The sequence below is a fragment of the Streptomyces sp. NPDC058964 genome, from assembly GCF_042741275.1.
Classification (GTDB): Bacteria; Actinomycetota; Actinomycetes; order Streptomycetales; family Streptomycetaceae; genus Streptomyces.
The window spans coordinates 1-17,526 of sequence record NZ_JBHYKH010000156.1 but is presented as its reverse complement, the minus strand read 5'-3'; the positions used below and the strand labels follow the sequence as shown (position 1 = coordinate 17,526).

10 protein-coding genes and 1 pseudogene are annotated in these 17,526 nt (G+C 72.2%); 7 read left to right on the top strand and 4 right to left on the bottom strand.

The window, feature by feature from the left end; all coding sequences use genetic code 11:
- Positions 1-787 (top strand): hypothetical protein (locus ACFW2E_RS20560; protein ID WP_384468369.1); only part of this gene is annotated, 787 nt, incomplete at its 5' end.
- A gap of 94 nt (positions 788-881) precedes the next feature.
- Positions 882-5,585 carry a hypothetical protein gene (locus ACFW2E_RS20555; protein ID WP_384468367.1) on the top strand — a complete coding sequence of 1,568 codons (4,704 nt, stop codon included), beginning with the start codon at positions 882-884 and terminating at the stop codon, positions 5,583-5,585.
- A 22-nt stretch (positions 5,586-5,607) separates the two neighbouring features.
- Here the strand turns inward: ACFW2E_RS20555 and ACFW2E_RS20550 are convergent, their stop codons facing one another.
- Entirely contained in the window at positions 5,608-6,141 is a 534-nt protein-coding gene (locus tag ACFW2E_RS20550) for a hypothetical protein (protein WP_384468371.1), read from the bottom strand.
- Positions 6,142-6,561: 420 nt separating this feature from the next.
- Between ACFW2E_RS20550 and ACFW2E_RS20545 the strand changes: the two genes are divergently transcribed.
- Genes ACFW2E_RS20545 through ACFW2E_RS20525 form a run of 5 tightly spaced genes read left to right on the top strand, consistent with a single transcriptional unit; the run spans position 6,562 to position 14,463 of the window.
- A complete protein-coding gene (locus ACFW2E_RS20545; RefSeq protein WP_384468366.1) occupies positions 6,562-9,396 on the top strand; it encodes a nitrate- and nitrite sensing domain-containing protein in 2,835 nt (944 codons plus the stop codon).
- A complete protein-coding gene (locus ACFW2E_RS20540; RefSeq protein ID WP_384468364.1) occupies positions 9,396-9,830 on the top strand; it encodes a roadblock/LC7 domain-containing protein in 435 nt (144 codons plus the stop codon). Before ACFW2E_RS20545 ends, ACFW2E_RS20540 begins: the two co-directional genes overlap by 1 nt.
- Before the next feature lie 9 nt (positions 9,831-9,839).
- A complete protein-coding gene (locus tag ACFW2E_RS20535; RefSeq protein WP_384468362.1) occupies positions 9,840-10,235 on the top strand; it encodes a DUF742 domain-containing protein in 396 nt (131 codons plus the stop codon).
- A 24-nt stretch (positions 10,236-10,259) separates the two neighbouring features.
- A complete protein-coding gene (locus ACFW2E_RS20530; RefSeq protein ID WP_384468360.1) occupies positions 10,260-13,877 on the top strand; it encodes a hydantoinase B/oxoprolinase family protein in 3,618 nt (1,205 codons plus the stop codon).
- The gene (locus ACFW2E_RS20525) at positions 13,858-14,463 is read left to right on the top strand and encodes an ATP/GTP-binding protein (protein ID WP_384468358.1); all 606 of its coding nucleotides are present in this window, start codon (positions 13,858-13,860) and stop codon (positions 14,461-14,463) included. Before ACFW2E_RS20530 ends, ACFW2E_RS20525 begins: the two co-directional genes overlap by 20 nt.
- Before the next feature lie 111 nt (positions 14,464-14,574).
- Here ACFW2E_RS20525 and glpK read toward each other — a convergent pair whose 3' ends face one another.
- The 3 genes and pseudogenes from glpK to ACFW2E_RS20510 all read right to left on the bottom strand — a co-directional run.
- The gene (glpK, locus tag ACFW2E_RS20520; RefSeq protein WP_384468356.1) at positions 14,575-16,095 is read right to left on the bottom strand and encodes a glycerol kinase GlpK; all 1,521 of its coding nucleotides are present in this window, start codon (positions 16,093-16,095) and stop codon (positions 14,575-14,577) included.
- Positions 16,096-16,116: 21 nt separating this feature from the next.
- Positions 16,117-16,854 carry an MIP/aquaporin family protein gene (locus tag ACFW2E_RS20515; RefSeq protein ID WP_384468354.1) on the bottom strand — a complete coding sequence of 246 codons (738 nt, stop codon included), beginning with the start codon at positions 16,852-16,854 and terminating at the stop codon, positions 16,117-16,119.
- 442 nt (positions 16,855-17,296) lie between these two features.
- A pseudogene (locus tag ACFW2E_RS20510) lies at positions 17,297-17,526 on the bottom strand (diguanylate cyclase); the annotation flags it as partial.

Genomic DNA, 17,526 nt, shown 5'->3' with positions numbered 1-17,526 from the left:
GCTCGTCGCCTTCGGGCAGCAGCCCAAGCAGCACCCCGCCCGCGACCAGGAGTACACGGAGCTGCTGCGCCGGTACCGCGAGGACCCGGCGTTCGCGCGGCTCGCGGACGCCGTCGCGGCCGGGCTCGGGCTGGTCGTCCTGGAGGTCTCCCCGCGCGCGGGCATGGCCGTGACCGCCGCCGAGGACTCGGTGTTCGCCGTGCGCATGGGCGACTACGCGCGTCGCGCGTCGACCGACTCCGGCGACCGGTTCCTGCACGGGCTCGCCCATCTCGCCGTCGCCGCCCTCGCGTTCCCGCGGCCCGAGGACCTCGCCGACGACGGGTACATCGGCCGGATCACCGTCAACGGCGTCGACGCCTTCGTCCGCCAGGCCTGCCGGCGCCTCGAGGAGCGGGCCGAGGAGCAGGGCGAGAACACCGACCCCGCCACCGACGCGCCCGGTCTGGAGGCCGCCTGGCGGATCTGGGCCAGACGCAGCGCCGCCGGCGCCACCAAGGACGCCCGCCGGCTGGCCGGTTCGACGACCGGCATCGTCGGCAAGGCGGCCGCGTTCCTCACCGACTCCGGCTTCCTGCAGCGCACGGGCGACGACAACGGCGGCACCTACCGCACCACCGCCCGCTACCAGCTCCAGGTGCGCGACATGGCGGGCAGCGCCGCCATGGCCGAACTCCTCGACCTGGGCGTTGTCCCGGTCACCGACGGCACCGCGAGCCTGATGCCCGCCGACGACACCGAGGACCTGGAACTGGTGGCCGAAGCCGGACTGCCGTTCCACTCCTGAGGCCCTTGCATCCCTCGAAGCTCCTGGAGCCGATGGCGCTCCCGAAGCATTCGAACCCCCCGCACCTTCCGAAGACTTATGACGAGAGTCCGCCATGTACGAGCTGTCCCGGGTCCGCCTCTACTCCATCGGGCCCGCCGGTGCGCGCTACGCCGACACCGTGCTTGACCTGCGGGGCGTGGGCGAGCCGGTGCCCGACCCTGCCCCGACGCAGGCGGAGTTCTTCGAGGAGGAGCCGGTCGGCCCGCCGCGCCGCCCCGCGCCGGCCGGTGTGCTCTTCCTGGAGAACGGCGGTGGCAAGTCCGTCCTGCTCAAGCTGATCTTCTCCGTGATGCTGCCCGGCCATCGCAACACGCTCGGCGGCGCCAGCTCAGGCGTTCTGCGCAAGTTCCTGCTCGCCGACGACTGCGGACACGTGGCGCTGGAGTGGCAGCACACCCACACCGGCGAGTGCGTGGTGGTCGGCAAGGTGAGCGAGTGGCGCGGGCGCCAGGTCTCCAACGACCCGCGGAAGTTCGCCGAGGCCTGGTACTCCTTCCGGCCAGGCCCCGGACTGACCCTGGACAACCTCCCCGTCGCCGAGGCCACCGCCGTACGCCCGCCCGTCGAGGGCGTCTCCGGCGCCCAGGGACGCCGTCGCACGATGAAGGGCTTCCGGGACGCCATCACCGAGGCCTCGAAGGCCTACCCGCACCTGGAGGTGCACTGGGAGGAGATCCACGACCGCTGGATCGAGCACCTCGGCGACCTCGGCCTCGACCCCGAACTCTTCCGCTACCAGCGGGAGATGAATGCCGACGAAGGCGAGGCCGCCGGTCTCTTCGCGGTGAAGAAGGACTCCGACTTCACCGACCTGCTGCTGCGCGCCGTCACCGACACCCGCGACACCGACGGCCTCGCCGACCTGGTCAGCGGCTTCGGCAACAAGCTGGGCCGTCGCGCCGAGCTGATCGCCGAGCGCGACTTCACCGCCGGGTCCGTCGATCTGCTCGGGCGGATCGTCGAGGCCGCCGAGGCCCGCGCACGCGCGCGGGACATCCACACCGGAGCCGAGCGCCGCACGCGCACACTGGCACGGCGACTGTCCGCCCGGGGCGTACGGGAACGGGTGCGCGCCGCCGACCTGGCCCAGCGGGTCACGGCGGCCGCCTACGCCGTCACCCACTCCGAGGGCGCCCGGGAGCGCAGCGCGCTGATCGCCGCGGAGCTCGCCTACCGGCACGCCTCACTGGCGCTGGCCGCGGGCGAGAAATCCGCCGCCGCGCAGAAGCGCGAGCTGGCCGACGCCCGCACGCTGCACTCCGCCTGGCAGGCCGCCGAGGCCGTGCTGCGCCATCGCGCCGCCGCCGACCGGGTCGCCCGCGTGGCCGCCGCGATCAAGGAGGCCGAACGGGACGCGGCCCCGGCCCTGGCAGCCCGTGCCAAGGCCGCCGTGGACCTCGTACGCGCCCTGCACACGGCCGCCGCGAGCGCCGAGACCCTCGCCAACGAGGGGGAGGAGCGCTCCGCAGGGCTGCAGGAGGCCGGCGAGTCCGCATACCGGGACTCGACCGCCGCCGCCACCGAGGCACAGCGCGCCCGCAGCGAGGCCGGACATCTGCGCCAGCGCCTGACCGAAGTCGAGCAGGAGACCGCCGAGGCCGTGCGCGCGGGCTGGCTCGACGACAGCGCGCCCGACGCCGACCCCGCCCGCGCCGCCCTCGCCGCCAGCGACGCCGAGAAGTCGGCCGTCGCCGCCTGGGACGTGGCCCGCGAGGCCTCCCGGAAGGCGACGGAACACGCGCGCGAAGCCGCTTCCGCCGAGTCCCGCGCGGAACTGACGGCGGCCCGCGCGTCGGACGCGGCCACCGCGGCGGAGCGGGCGTACGACGCCGAGCGCCGTCTCGCCGAGACGCTGGCGGGGGAGGAGCGCCTGGGCGACCTGCTGGGCCTGCCGGGAACCTCCGCCTCCACGCGCGCCGGGGTGCCCGGCCCCCGGACCGGAGCGGACGGCCCGGGGGCGCAGGGCGCGGGTACCGCGGCCGACTCGTCCGGCGGGCCCGACGGCACGGGCGCGGGCACTCCCCACGCCGGGGGCTCCATGAGCCCGGAGGACCTGGACCGCTTCGCCGACGAACTGCGCGAACTGCTCGACGACACCGTCTCCTCCGCCGAACGCCACCTCTTCGAACTGCGCACGGCCGCGGCGGACGACGCCCGGATCCTCGGCGCGCTCGGTGACGGCGGCCTGCTGCCGCCCGGTCCCGACGTGCTCGCCACCGTCGAGTTCCTCGGTGAGCACGGCATCCCCGCCCTGCCCGGCTGGCGCTATCTCGCCCAGGCCGTCGACCCTGGCGACCACGCGCGCGTGCTCGCCGCCCGGCCGGAGCTGGTGGACGGTGTGATCATCACCGACCCGGACAGCCACGCCCGTGCCCGCGAGACACTCGGCAACGCGGCGCTGCTGCCCCGCTCCGCCGTGGCCGTCGGCACGGCCGCGGCCCTGCTCGCCCCCACCCCGGCCACCGGCTCGGACACCGGCGACGTGTTCCTCGTACCGCCGAACCCGGCCATGCACGACGAACACGCCGCCGACGAGGAGCGGCAGGCGCTGCGTGCGCGGGCGACCGAGCGGGACGAGGAGATCCGCACGCTGGCCGCCCGGCTCGGCAAGGACCGCGAACTCGCGGCGCGGCTCGCCTCGTGGCGCACCGGCTGCCCGGCCGGCCGGCTCGCCGAGCTGGCCCAGGCCGCCCGGGACTCGCGTGCGTTCGCCGAGGAGTCCGAGGCCGAGCTGGCCGAGGCGCGCACCGTACGGGCGGAGGCCGACGAGGCCGCCGCCGAGGCGGCGCAGGTGCGCGACGAGCGGCAGGAGGCCGCACAGAAGGCCAGGCGCGCCGCCGACGCCCTCGCCGGACTCGCCTTCCGGCTGCGCGAGCGCTCCGGCTGGCAGGCCAGGCTGCGCGAACTCGCCGACGAGGCGACCGAGTCGGAGGCCCACGCCCAGGTCTGCCTGGAACGGGCCCGCGCCGCCGACGAGGACCGCCGTGCCGCCCAGCGCGCCGCCGACGACGCCCGGCGCACCGCCCGTGCGCTGCGCGCCGAGCGCGCGGAGATCGCGGGCGCCCCCGACGACGTATCCGAGGACGACACGGACGGGCCCAAGGCGTCCCTGCCCGCCCTCCGCGAGGCCTATCGGGCCGCCTCCCAGGTCTACGAGAAGGTGGGCGTCGGTGCCGACCTGCGCGCAGAGCAGGCCCGCGCGGAGAGCGACGAGAGCGCGGCACGTGCCGAGCTGGACCGGCTCAGCAACAAGGTCCGTACCCGGGCCGAGCAGCTGTTGCAGTCGCCCGACGGCTCCGACGGACCGTCACGGCAGGCCGCCGCCGCACGCGCGGAGGAGCTCGTGCAGCTCCTGGAGACCCGTATGTCGACCGCGAGCGAACAGCTCGGACGGCTGCGCGGCGAGGCCGAGCGGCACGCGCCCGAGGACGGCGAGGCGCACACCGGGCTGCCCGAGGAACTCCTCCCGCGCGACGCCGAGCACGCACAGGCGCTGCTGCGCACCACCACCGCGGAACTCGCCTCCCGCACCGAGGCGTTGGCCCAGGCACGCGAGGCGCACGCCGAACTCCTTGAGGCCCACCGGGCCGCCGAGGACGCCGCCGGCGGCTTCGACGAGGTCGCCGCGATGCTCCGTGACCTGCTGCGTGAACACGCCCCCGAGGAAGAGCAGGAGGAGCCGGAGCCCTACCCCGGCAGCCTGGAGGAGGCCCGGCACTCGGCCGCCGAGGCCCGCCGCTCGCTGCGCGGCTGCGCCGCAGACCTGTCCGCCGCCGAGTCCTCCGTGCGCGAGGCGAGCGACGTCCTCGTACGGCACGCCAACTCCACCCGCTACGAGCAGGTCCGCACCCCCGCCCGTCAGCAGATCCGTGAGCTGCCGGCCTCCGCGCTGCCCGAGCACGCCCAGAAGTGGGCGGACGCCTTCGCGCCCCGGCTCCGGGTCCTCACGGACGAGTTGGCCCAGCTGGAACGCAACAGGGACTCGATCGTGGACCGGCTCCGGGGGCTGGTCGAGTCGGCCCTGACCACGCTGCGTTCCGCACAGCGGCTGTCCCGCCTGCCCGAGGGACTGGGCGAGTGGTCCGGCCAGGAGTTCCTGCGTATCCGCTTCGAGGAGCCCGACCAGGCGACACTGACCGACCGGCTGGGCGAGGTGATCGACGAGGCGACCCGGGCCGCGGTGAAGAAGAACTCCGACCTGCGGCGCGACGGCATGTCCCTGCTGCTGCGGGGCGTGGCTGCCGCACTCCAGCCCAAGGGAGTCGCGGTCGAGATCCTCAAGCCCGACGCCGTACTGCGCGCCGAGCGCGTCCCCGTCGGTCAGATGGGCGACGTCTTCTCCGGCGGCCAGCTGCTCACCGCCGCCATCGCCCTTTACTGCACCATGGCGGCACTCAGGAGCAACGACCGGGGCCGTGACAAGCACCGTCACGCCGGCACGCTGTTCCTCGACAACCCCATCGGCCGTGCCAACGCCACATATCTGCTGGAGCTCCAGCGGGCCGTGTCGGACGCGCTCGGAGTCCAGCTCCTCTACACCACAGGCCTGTTCGACACGACCGCGCTGGCCGAGTTCCCGCTGGTCATCCGGCTCCGCAACGACGCGGACCTGCGCGCGGGGCTGAAGTACATCAGCGTGGAGGAGCACCTGCGGCCCGGACTGCCCCAGCAGGCGCCTGCCGGGGAAGCCGTCCACAGCGAGATCACCGCGACGCGGATGTTCAAGCGCCCGACGCCGAGCGCGCCGCAGGGGTGAGGGCGGGGCGAGCGGCCGGGCTTCAGGGGTGCGACAACTGCCCGGTGCCGCCCCGGCGGCCTATGCGCTCCCGCTCGAGCCCGGCGGCCCGTGCCTGCCGCCGGGCCGCGCGCCGCTCACGCCGCAGCGACCGGGCCGTGCTGCTCGGTTCCGACACCACGCCGTTGCGCTGGTTCCACACCTGCCGCGTCACCCAGATGTCGACCACGCCCCACGTGGCGACAACGGTGCCGGCCACACTGCTGATCACCATCGGGAACGCCAGCCAGGACCCGGCCAGCGTGCACAGGAACGCCACCATGGCCTGAATCAGCGTCACAGAGATGAGCAGTACCGCCCGCACGGCCGCCGTACGTACCGGATCGGGCATGCGGCGCCGCCGTGCTGGCTCCTCGATCCACAACGGCCTGTAAGGCGGCTGCTCTTGCGACTGCGCAAACTCTGGATCCCGTCGCTGCGACGGAATGTCGCGATCCGGCGCCTCCGCAGTCCGTCGCGTCGTCGCGCCCGCTCTCACGCCGCTCTCGGGTGCCTCGTGCCGCTCCGCCGTGCCCATCACCGTGTCACTCCCCACCGCCGGCAGCCCGCTCGCTCCGGTGTCCGACGACACCGCTCCCCTGTGGCTGCCCGGCTTGCGCTGTTTTACGCCGCCCAGTTGCGCGATGCGGCACCTGTGGCCGATTCCGCACCTGATTCCCGTAGAGAAGGACGCACGACATGCCGAGAAGATTCCCAACTGCCGAAGAATTCCGGCCAACCGGGCCGACGTGACCAACGGCTCCCTTCCGGCGGCGGTCGCCGGAATCGGGGTGGCAATCTCCCGCAATGCCCGGACAACTCGCCATGTCCCGCCTGCGGTGCGGAGGTTCGGCTTCCGGACGCGTCTTCGAGATAGTCGCGTGACGGTAGTAGGCTCGCGCCGTTTGTTGACGCACATGTGTACCCCCGATCGGCGGGGGTCGAGCTGGGGGAGGCCATGCGCTTTCGCGGGAAGTCGATCCGCCGGAAGATCGTGGCGCTGCTTCTCGTGCCGCTGGTGTCCCTGACCGTCATCTGGGGCTTCGCAACGGTACTCACGGGGCGGGAAGCCGCCCGGCTTTTCCGGGTCTCGGACGTCGTGCAACACCTCGGCTATCCCACCGAGGACACCGTCCGCGTGCTGCAGCAGGAACGCCGTCAGACCCTCGTCTACCTCGCCGACCGCCGGGCCTCCGACGCGCTCTCGGCCCTGCGCCGCACCCGGACGGCCAGCGACAAGGCCATCGCCAAGATCCGGAAGAACACCAAGGACTCCGACATCCGCGGATCCCTCGACGCGGACGACAGCGAGCGCATCACCGCGGTCCTGGACGCCTTCGACAGCGTCGACTCCCTCAGGCGCAGCGTCGAGGAGGGCACGGTCACCCGCGCCCAGGCCCTCGACCGCTACAACCGGGTCGTCGACCCCTGCTTCTCCCTCCTGGCGAGCCTCGACGGCATCGACGACGTCGAGATGGACGAACAGGCCCGCGCCCTGGTCAACATCACGCGCGCGCGTGAACTCCTCTCCCGGGAGGACGCGTTGCTCGGCTCCGCCCTGGTGGTGGGCAAGCTCTCCCGCGACGAGACCCGCGACATCTCCGACCTCGTCGCCCAGCGCACCCTGCTCTACGACATCAGCCTCCCGCTGCTTCCCGCCTCGGAACGCGACCGCTACGAGCGCTTCTGGAAGAACGCGACCACCGCCCCGCTGCGCGTGGCCGAACAGAGCGTCGTCGACACCGGATCCGGCACGCCGCACGGCGTGACTGCCAAGAGCTGGGACGCCGCCGCGGCCAACGTCCTCGACGAACTCCACACCCTCGACGACCAGGCCGGCGACCGCTACCAGGACCGTGTCCGCCCCGTGGGCGTGGGTGTCATCGCCCAGGCGGCCGTCGCCGGACTGCTCGGACTCGTGGCCCTCCTGCTCTCCGTCGTCCTGTCCGTACGCGTCGGCCGTGCCCTCATCCGGGACCTGCGCCAACTGCGCCTCGAGGCGCACGAGGCGTCCGGCGTCCGGCTGCCCAGCGTGATGCGCCGGCTGTCCGCGGGCGAACAGGTCGACGTGGAGACCGAGGCGCCACGCCTGGAGTACGACAAGAACGAGATCGGCGAGGTCGGCCAGGCCCTCAACACCCTCCAGCGCGCCGCCGTCGAGGCGGCCGTCAAGCAGGCCGAACTCCGCTCCGGCGTCTCCGAGGTCTTCGTCAACCTCGCCCGCCGCAGCCAGGTGCTGCTGCACAAGCAGCTCACCCTCCTCGACACGATGGAACGCAGGACCGAGGACACCGACGAACTCGCCGACCTCTTCCGTCTCGACCACCTGACCACACGTATGCGCCGGCACGCCGAGGGTCTGGTGATCCTCTCCGGGGCCGCCCCCTCGCGGCAGTGGCGCAAGCCCGTGCAGCTGATGGACATAGTCCGCGCGGCCGTCGCCGAGGTCGAGGACTACGAACGCATCGAGGTCCGCAGGCTGCCCCGGACCGCCGTCACCGGTCCGGCCGTCGCCGACATCACCCATCTGGTCGCTGAACTCCTCGAGAACGCGACGGTGTTCTCCCCGCCGCACACCGCCGTGCAGGTGCTCGGTGAGCGCGTCGCGAACGGCTTCACCCTGGAGATCCACGACCGGGGTCTCGGCATGGCGGCCGAAGCGCTGCTGGACGCCAACCTCCGGCTCGCCGAGACACCCGAGTTCGAACTCTCCGACACCGACCGGCTCGGACTCTTCGTGGTCAGCCGCCTCGCCCAGCGCCAGAACGTCCGCGTCTCGCTGCAGCCCTCTCCGTACGGCGGCACCACGGCGGTCGTCTTCATCCCCGACGTGCTGCTGACCGACGACGTCCCCGACACCAACGGGATCGGCTTCCGCCTCGACCGGGACCGCCCCTCCAAGGAAGCCGAACTGGAGCAGCGCCGCAGCGCCGCGCTGGCCCAGATGCCGGTGCCGCTGCCAGGTCTGTCGCCCTCGCTCCTGGACGGGCCGGTGGAACTGGAGGCGCCCGTCGACCTGGACGCGCTCGACGACTTCCCGGGCTCCCTCGCCGACGAGGACAGCGAACGCGGCGGACTCTTCCGCCCCCGCCGCTCCATCGCCCACGCGGACGACGACACCCCGGCCCGACCCGGTGAGCCCCACCGGCAGCCCCCCGGTGCCGCCGGCCGCTTCGAGTCCGAGGAGCGCCCGAGCGGCCCTGTGCCGCTGCCCCGCCGGGGGACCCCCAAGCTGGTCAGCTCGCACGGCAGACCCGTCACCGAGCAGCGCTCCCGGCGTGGTCAAGCGGTCGGAGAGGCGCCCACGGGACCGCGCCGCTCCGATCCGGACGGCCTGGCACCGCTGCCGACCCGACGCCGAGGCGAGGTTTCCCCGCGTCCCGGTACCGGACTCGCCGGCCACGTGGACGAGCGCGCGGAGATCCCGACCGCCGGCCACGCCGAGCCGTCCGAGGCTCCCGCCCTGCCCCGGCGGACCCGACGCTCCGAGATCCCTTCCGGCCGCGGACCGCGCGACACCGCCCCGCCCGCCGCCGGTACCCCCAACGACTCCGGACTCGGCTCTGGACCGCTGCCCAGGCGCGTACGCCAGGCCAACCTGGCTCCGCAGCTGAGGCAGGAGCCGGAACGGCGGACCACACGCCCGGCGGAACCCGCAGAGCGTGACGCCGACGAGGTACGCAGCCGTATGGCCTCGCTCCAGCGCGGCTGGCAGCGCGGCCGGGAGGAGAACGCCGCGGGCGACGGGGCCCGGAACGGCCCAGCACAAGGAACGACAAAGGGGGACGGTTGATGACCGCACCGAAGACGACCGGCCACATCGCGACGAACAAGGGCGAGCTCAACTGGCTCCTCGACGAGCTCGTCGACCGCGTCGCAAGCATCCGCAAGGCCGTCGTGCTGTCCGGCGACGGTCTGCCCACAGGGGTGTCCAAGGACCTGACCAGGGAGGACAGTGAGCACCTCGCCGCCGTCGCCTCCGGATTCCACAGCCTGGCCAAGGGCGTGGGCCGCCACTTCGAGGCGGGCAGCGTCCGGCAGACGGTCGTCGAACTCGACGACGCGTTCCTGTTCGTGACGGCCGCCGGTGACGGCAGCTGCCTCGCCGTCCTCTCGGACGCGGACTCCGACGTCGGCCAGGTCGCCTACGAGATGACCCTGCTCGTCAAGCGGGTCGGTGTGCATCTGGGCGCCGCTCCGCGCACCGATCTGCCCGCGGGCGGGTAGTGGGATGACATGAGCGGAGACGGTCAGGGAAGAAACCACTGGTTCGACGACGAGGCCGGACCGGTCGTCCGTCCGTACGCCATGACACGCGGCCGCACCACCAGTGCGGCCCAGCACCGCCTCGACCTGATCGCGGTGGTCGTGACGGAGTCCCACGCGGACGATCCGGAAGCGGACCAGACACTGTCCCCGGAACACGTGGACATCGTCGAACTCTGCCGTGACGCCCCGCAGTCGGTCGCCGAACTCGCCGCCGAACTCGATCTGCCCGTCGGAGTCGTACGGGTCCTCGTCGGCGACCTCGTACACGAGGAACTCGTCCACGTGACGCGTCCCGTTCCCCCGGCTGAGCTGCCGGACGAGAGTATTCTGCGCGACGTGATCAACGGCCTCCGGGCGCTGTGACCGGCGCGGAAGCGGAGTAGTGACGTGACAGGCTGGCAGTTCTGGGTCGACCGAGGCGGCACCTTCACCGACATCGTCGCGCGACGCCCGGACGGCCGGCTGCTCACCCGCAAACTGCTGTCGGACAATCCGGCCCGGTACGCCGACGCGGCCGTGGCCGGCGTCCGCACGCTGCTCGACGGCTCCGACGAGCCCGTCGAGGCCGTCCGCATGGGCACCACGGTCGCCACCAACGCGCTGCTGGAGCGCAGGGGCGAGCGCACCCTCCTCGTCATCACTCGCGGCTTCCGCGACGCCCTGCGCATCGCCTACCAGAACCGCCCGCGGATCTTCGCCCGCCACATCGAACTGCCCGAACTTCTCTACGAGCGGGTCATCGAGGCCGACGAGCGGATCGCGGCCGACGGCACCGTTCTGACGCCACCCGACCTGGACGCCCTCGCGGGCCCGCTCCAGGAGGCGTACGACGACGGAATCCGCGCGGTCGCAGTCGTCTGCATGCACAGCCATCTGCACCCCGCTCACGAACGGGCGATCGGCCGGCTGGCCGCCCGCACGGGCTTCCCGCAGATCTCGCTGTCCAGCGAGGTCAGCCCGCTGATGAAACTCGTCCCGCGCGGGGACACCGCCGTGGTCGACGCCTACCTGTCGCCCGTGCTCCGCCGCTACGTCCAGCGCGTGGCCGACGAGCTCCAGGGGGTGCGGCTGATGTTCATGCAGTCCAACGGCGGACTCGCCGAAGCCGGCCAGTTCCGCGGCAAGGACGCCATCCTGTCCGGGCCGGCGGGCGGCATCGTCGGCATGGCCCGCATGTCGCAGCTCGCCGGCTTCGACCGAGTGATCGGCTTCGACATGGGAGGCACCTCCACCGACGTCTCGCACTTCGCGGGCGAGTACGAACGCGTCTTCACCACGCAGATCGCCGGCGTCCGGCTGCGTGCCCCCATGCTCGACATCCACACCGTGGCCGCCGGAGGGGGCTCGGTCCTGCACTTCGACGGCTCCCGCTACCGGGTGGGGCCGGACTCGGCGGGGGCGGACCCGGGACCGGCCTGCTACCGCGGCGGCGGCCCGCTCGCCGTCACCGACGCCAACGTGATGCTCGGCCGCATCCAGTCCGCCCACTTCCCCAAGGTGTTCGGCCGCGACGGCGACCAGCCTCTGGACGACGCCCTCGTGCGCGACCGCTTCACCGACCTCGCCCGCGAGATCCGTGAGCGGACCGGGGACGACCGCACCCCTGAACAGGTGGCCGAGGGCTACCTGCAGATCGCCGTCGCGAACATCGCCAACGCCGTGAAGCGGATCTCCGTCCAGAAGGGCCACGACGTCACGCGCTACGTCCTCACCACCTTCGGCGGCGCGGGCGGTCAGCACGCGTGCATGGTCGCCGACTCGCTCGGTATCCGCACCGTCCTCGTGCCTCCCATGGCCGGTGTACTCTCCGCGCTCGGCATCGGCCTCGCCGACACCACGGCCATGCGCGAACAGTCCGTCGAGGCACCATTGGAAGCCGCCTCGATGCCCGGCGTGCGCAAGACCGCCGACGACCTCGAGGGCGCGGCCCGCGCCGAACTCCTCGCCGAGGACGTCCCCGAGGACCGGATCAGGGTCGTCCGCCGTGCCCAGCTCCGCTACGACGGCACGGACACCACCCTCACCGTCGAGCTGACCGAGCCCGACACCATGAAACACACCTTCGAAGAACGTCATCGCGCCACGTACTCCTTCGCGCTCGACCGCCCGATCGTCGTCGAGGCCCTCTCCGTCGAAGCCACCGGCATCACCGCACCCCCCGATCTGTCCGCCCTCGTCACCCACGAGGACCGCTCCGCCGCCCCTGGGACCGTCCGGCTCCACACCGGCGGCGCCTGGCGCGACGTCCCCCTCCACCGCCGCGAGGCCATGACCCCCGGCGAATCCGTCACCGGCCCCGCGATCATCACCGAGGCCGGTGCGACGACCGTCGTCGACGACGGCTGGCGGGCCGAGACGACCGACGACGGGCATCTGGTCATGGAACGCGCGGCGATTACACAGAGTTCCGATCTCGACACGAAGGCCGACCCCGTCCTGCTCGAGGTCTTCAACAACCTCTTCATGTCCATCGCCGAACAGATGGGCGCCCGGCTGGAGTCCACGGCCCAGTCCGTCAACATCAAGGAACGCCTGGACTTCTCCTGCGCCCTGTTCGACCCGGACGGAAACCTGGTGGCCAACGCCCCCCACATCCCCGTCCACCTGGGCTCGATGGGCACCAGCGTCAAGGAGGTCATCCGGCGGCGCGGCGACTGCATGCGGCCGGGCGACACCTACGCCGTGAACGACCCGTACCACGGCGGCACCCACCTGCCGGACGTCACCGTCATCACGCCCGTGTTCGACACGCAGGGTGACCGGATCCTCTTCTACGTCGCATCCCGCGGCCACCACGCCGAGATCGGTGGCATCGCACCCGGCTCCATGCCCGCGAACAGCCGCACCATCGAGGAGGAGGGGGTCCTCTTCGACAACTGGCTGCTCGCCGAGAACGGCCGCTTCCGCGAGGAGGAGACCCTGTGCCTGCTCACCGAGGCGCCGTACCCCTCCCGCAACCCAGGGACCAACCTCGCCGATCTGCGGGCCCAGATCGCCGCCAACCGCAAGGGCGTCGACGAGGTCGCCCGCATGATCGAGGACTTCGGCCTCGACGTCGTCCAGGCCTACATGCGGCACGTCCAGGACAATGCCGAAGAGGCCGTGCGCCGTGTCATCGACGCACTGGACGACGGCGAGTACGCCTACGAGACCGACTCCGGCGCCGTCATCCGCGTACGCGTGCGCGTGGACCGCGACAACCGCCGCGCGACGATCGACTTCACCGGTACGGCCGCACAGCTCGGCACCAACTTCAACGCTCCCTTCTCGGTGGTGAACGCGGCGGTCCTCTACGTCTTCCGCACCCTGGTCGCCGACGACATCCCGCTCAACGACGGCTGCCTGCGGCCTCTGGAGATCGTCGTCCCCGCCGGCTCGATGCTCGCGCCCGAGCCGCCCGCCGCCGTCGTCGCCGGCAACGTCGAGACCTCGCAGGCCGTCACCGGCGCCCTCTACGGGGCCCTCGGCGTGCAGGCCGAGGGGTCCGGGACCATGAACAACGTCACCTTCGGCAACGAACGGCACCAGTACTACGAGACCGTCGCCTCCGGATCCGGCGCGGGCGACGGCTTCGCCGGCGCGAGCGTCGTCCAGACCCATATGACCAACTCGCGGCTGACCGACCCGGAAGTCCTGGAGTGGCGGCTGCCCGTGCGGCTCGACGAGTTCGCGCTCCGGCGGGGGAGCGGCGGCGCCGGGCGCTGGCGCGGCGGAGACGGCGCGGTACGCCGTATCCGGTTCGAGGAGCCGATGACCGTCTCCACGCTGTGCCAGCACCGCCGGGTCCCGCCGTACGGCATGGCGGGCGGCCACCCCGGCGAACTCGGTGCCAACCGGGTGGAGCGGGCCGACGGCACGGTGACCGAACTCGCCGGAAGCGACTCGGCGGACGTCGGCCCGGGCGACGTGCTCGTCATCGAAACCCCTGGTGGCGGGGGCTACGGCCCGCCGTCGCCCGACCCCCATCAAGCAGGAGAAGAGATCGATGACCTTCGGGCGTTCTGAGCGCGGCAAGCCCCCGGTCGAGCCTGTCACGCTCAAGATCCTGGTGGCCGGCGGCTTCGGCGTGGGCAAGACCACCCTGGTCGGCGCCGTCAGCGAGATCAGGCCGCTGCGCACAGAGGAGCTGCTCACCGAGGCCGGGCGCCCGGTCGACGACACGAGCGGTGTGGAGGGCAAGCACACCACCACCGTGGCCATGGACTTCGGCCGCATCACACTGCGCGAGGACCTGACCCTGTACCTCTTCGGCACACCCGGGCAGGAGCGGTTCTGGTTCATGTGGGACGAGCTGTCCGAGGGCTCGCTGGGCGCCGTCGTGCTCGCCGACACCCGGCGCCTGGAGGACTGCTTCGCCGCCGTCGACTACTTCGAGCGGCGCTCCATACCCTTCCTCGTCGGCGTCAACTGCTTCGAGGGAGCCGCCCGTTATCCGGCGGACGACGTCCGCCGGGCCCTCGACCTCGACGACGACGTGCCGCTGGTGCTGTGCGACGCCCGCGACCGCGAGTCGGTCAAGGAGGTGCTCATCGGGGTGGTCCGGCATGCGATGGCGTACGCGGCCGCCCACCGCCAGACGGTCAGCACCTGACGCGCGCGCACGGCCCGTACCCCCGCCGACCGGGGTACGGGCCGCGCTCCTGTGGGCGGCCCCACGCGCCCGTGCCTCGTTCACACGGCACGCGCGTGCGCGCCGGCCTCGCTAGCTGTCGCCGTCCTCCAGCCAGCCGAAGCTCTTCTCCACGGCCTTGCGCCAGTTCCGGTACTCGCGGTCGCGCACCGACGCCTCCATGGCGGGCGTCCACTCCACGTCCTTCTGCCAGTGCGACTTGAGTTCGTCGAGGTCGTTCCACACCCCGGTCGCCAGACCGGCCGCGTACGCGGCGCCCAGACAGGTCGTCTCGGAGACCCTGGGCCGGATCACCGGCACGCCGAGCACATCGGCCTGGTGCTGCATGAGCAGGTTGTTCTTCGTCATGCCGCCGTCGACCTTGAGGGTCGTGATGTGCACCCCGGAGTCCTGGTACATGGCGTCCACGACCTCACGCGTCTGCCAGCTCGTGGCCTCCAGCACGGCGCGGGCGAGGTGGGCCTTGGTGACGTACCGGGTCAGTCCGGTGACGACCCCGCGCGCGTCGGAGCGCCAGTAGGGCGCGAACAGGCCCGAGAAGGCGGGCACGATGTACGCACCGCCGTTGTCCTCGACGCTCGCCGCCAGCGACTCGATCTCGTCGGCGGTGCGGATGATGCCGAGCTGGTCGCGGAACCACTGGACCAGCGCACCCGTTATCGCGATGGAGCCCTCCAGACAGTAGACCGGCGCCTCGCCGCCGATCTTGTAGCCCATGGTCGTCAGCAGCCCGCTCTTCGAGGGCACCGGCCGGTTGCCGGTGTTGAGCAGCAGGAAGCTGCCGGTGCCGTAGGTGTTCTTGGCCGTCCCGACGTCGTAGCAGGCCTGCCCGAACACCGCCGCCTGCTGGTCGCCCAGCGCCGAGGCGACGGGAACACCCGCGAGCTGGCCGACGGCGGTGCCGTACACCTCGGCCGAGGACCTGATCTCCGGGAGGACGGCCTCGGGCACGTTCATCGCGGCCAGGATGGACGGGTCCCACTGGAGGGTCTCCAGGTTCATCAGCATGGTGCGGCCGGCGTTCGTCACGTCGGTGACGTGCTGTCCGCCGTCGATGCCTCCGGTGAGGTTCCAGATCAGCCAGGAGTCGATGGTCCCGAAGGCGATCTCACCGCGCTCGGCGCGGTCCCTGAGGCCCGGCACGTTGTCCAGCAGCCAGGCGGCCTTGGGACCGGAGAAGTAGCTCGCCAGCGGCAGTCCGGTCTGCTCCCGGAAGCGGTCCTGCCCGTCGGTACCGCCCAGCTGGTTGCACAGGGCCGCCGTGCGGGTGTCCTGCCAGACGATCGCGTTGTGTACCGGCTTGCCCGTGGCGCGGTCCCACAGGACCGTCGTCTCCCGTTGGTTGGTGATGCCGAGTGCGCTGAGCTGGTCGGCGCGCAGTCCGGCCTTGGCGATCGCTCCGGCGACGACGGCCTGCACCTTGGACCAGATCTCGGTGGCGTCGTGCTCCACCCAGCCCGGCTTGGGGAAGATCTGGCGGTGCTCGCGCTGGTCGACGGCGACGATCGCGCCACCGTGGTCGAAGATGATGCAGCGGCTCGAGGTGGTGCCCTGGTCGATTGCGGCAACGTACTTTTCGACGGTGTCCGTCATGGCTGCCCCTTGGTCGCTGAGTCAGAAGGCTACGTTGTAGATGAGGCCCGCGAGCGCTCCGCCGATCAGTGGGCCGGCGACCGGGATCCAGGCGTAACCCCAGTCGGACGTCCCCTTGTTGGGGATCGGCAGGAAGGTGTGCACGATGCGTGGGCCGAGGTCGCGTGCCGGGTTGATGGCATAGCCGGTGGGCCCGCCGAGGGAGAGTCCGATGCCGACGACGAGCAACGAGACGATGAGCACGGTGGTGCCGGACTCGCCGAGCCCCTTGGTCAGCCCGAAGGCGAGGATGGGCAGCACGAGCGAGATCGTCGCGATGATCTCCGTGATGAGGTTGGCGACCGGATTCCGGATCTCCGGGATGGTGGAGAAGATGCCGAGGGTCGGCGTCGGTTCCTCCGGTGAACCCTCCTTCTCGACGTTCGCCTGGAACTGGGCGAGATAGACCAGGTAGGCCAGTACGGCGCCGAGCATCGCGCCGACGATCTGGCCCAGCAGGTACACCCAGACCTTGTCCCACTTGCCGGTGTCGACGGCGATTCCGATGGTGACGGCCGGGTTGAGGTGCCCGCCGGAGAGGGGAGCGGCGGTGTACGCGCCCGCCAGCACGCCGAATCCCCAGCCGAAGGCGATCACGACCCACCCCGAGGCCCGCGCCTTGGAGTATCTGAGGGTGACGGCGGCGCAGACGCCGGCACCGAAGAGGATCAGGATGGCGGTGCCGATGATCTCGCCGACGAATATGTCTCCGTTGCTCATGGCGGCTCCTAGACGCTGGCCCGGGGGTTCGGCCCCGGTACTTCGAGCAGGAACGGGTTCCCCTGGCGACTTCAGCCGAAGGCAGGGAAGTCCCGCGCCCCGCCCCGGCGTCCGTGACGAGCGTGCCGTCGTGGCCGAACCGCCCCTGGCGAACGGGCCATGGCTCAGAGAAGGCCCGCGGCGCAGTGCCTGATAACGCCGAGAATGTACGGCGATGTCGACCGACACCGGGAAGTGTTCACCGGCACTCTGGGAGCGTCAAGGTCGTGGACGGCATCGGTGACAGCCGCTCGCCCGGTCGATGAACATGTGGGCCGTGCCGCCGGGGGGGCCCAGCGCGCCCCCGCCGGCGGCGCCCCCCAACCCCGGGCGGGGGGCGCGGGGCCCCCAGTGGGGCGCCCCCCCGAGCGGGGGGCCCGGCAAACGCGTGCCGGTGCCGCGGTCAGCCGAGTGGTTCCACGGCCGCGTATCCCACCTGGGCGGGAGTCGCTCCGGTGCCACGCCGGATCTCGTGTCCGGGCAGCCCCGCCCGCCCGAGCACCCAACTCGCCCCGCGCAAGGACTTCGCGGCCTTCTTCAGCGGTGCCAGACACGCGGCGGCCTGCCGGTGGTCGGACACGCTGCCCGGCCCGCACACGACGGTGGCCAGGGACAGCGTGACGGCTGTCTCTT

Coding starts and splice junctions, on each gene's coding strand:
- ACFW2E_RS20555 (WP_384468367.1), top strand. CDS start 882: ATGTACGAGCTGTCCCGGGTCCGCCTCTACTCCATCGGGCCCGCCGGT.
- ACFW2E_RS20550 (WP_384468371.1), bottom strand. CDS start 6,141: ATGGGCACGGCGGAGCGGCACGAGGCACCCGAGAGCGGCGTGAGAGCG.
- ACFW2E_RS20545 (WP_384468366.1), top strand. CDS start 6,562: ATGCGCTTTCGCGGGAAGTCGATCCGCCGGAAGATCGTGGCGCTGCTT.
- ACFW2E_RS20540 (WP_384468364.1), top strand. CDS start 9,396: ATGACCGCACCGAAGACGACCGGCCACATCGCGACGAACAAGGGCGAG.
- ACFW2E_RS20535 (WP_384468362.1), top strand. CDS start 9,840: ATGAGCGGAGACGGTCAGGGAAGAAACCACTGGTTCGACGACGAGGCC.
- ACFW2E_RS20525 (WP_384468358.1), top strand. CDS start 13,858: ATGACCTTCGGGCGTTCTGAGCGCGGCAAGCCCCCGGTCGAGCCTGTC.
- glpK (WP_384468356.1), bottom strand. CDS start 16,095: ATGACGGACACCGTCGAAAAGTACGTTGCCGCAATCGACCAGGGCACC.
- ACFW2E_RS20515 (WP_384468354.1), bottom strand. CDS start 16,854: ATGAGCAACGGAGACATATTCGTCGGCGAGATCATCGGCACCGCCATC.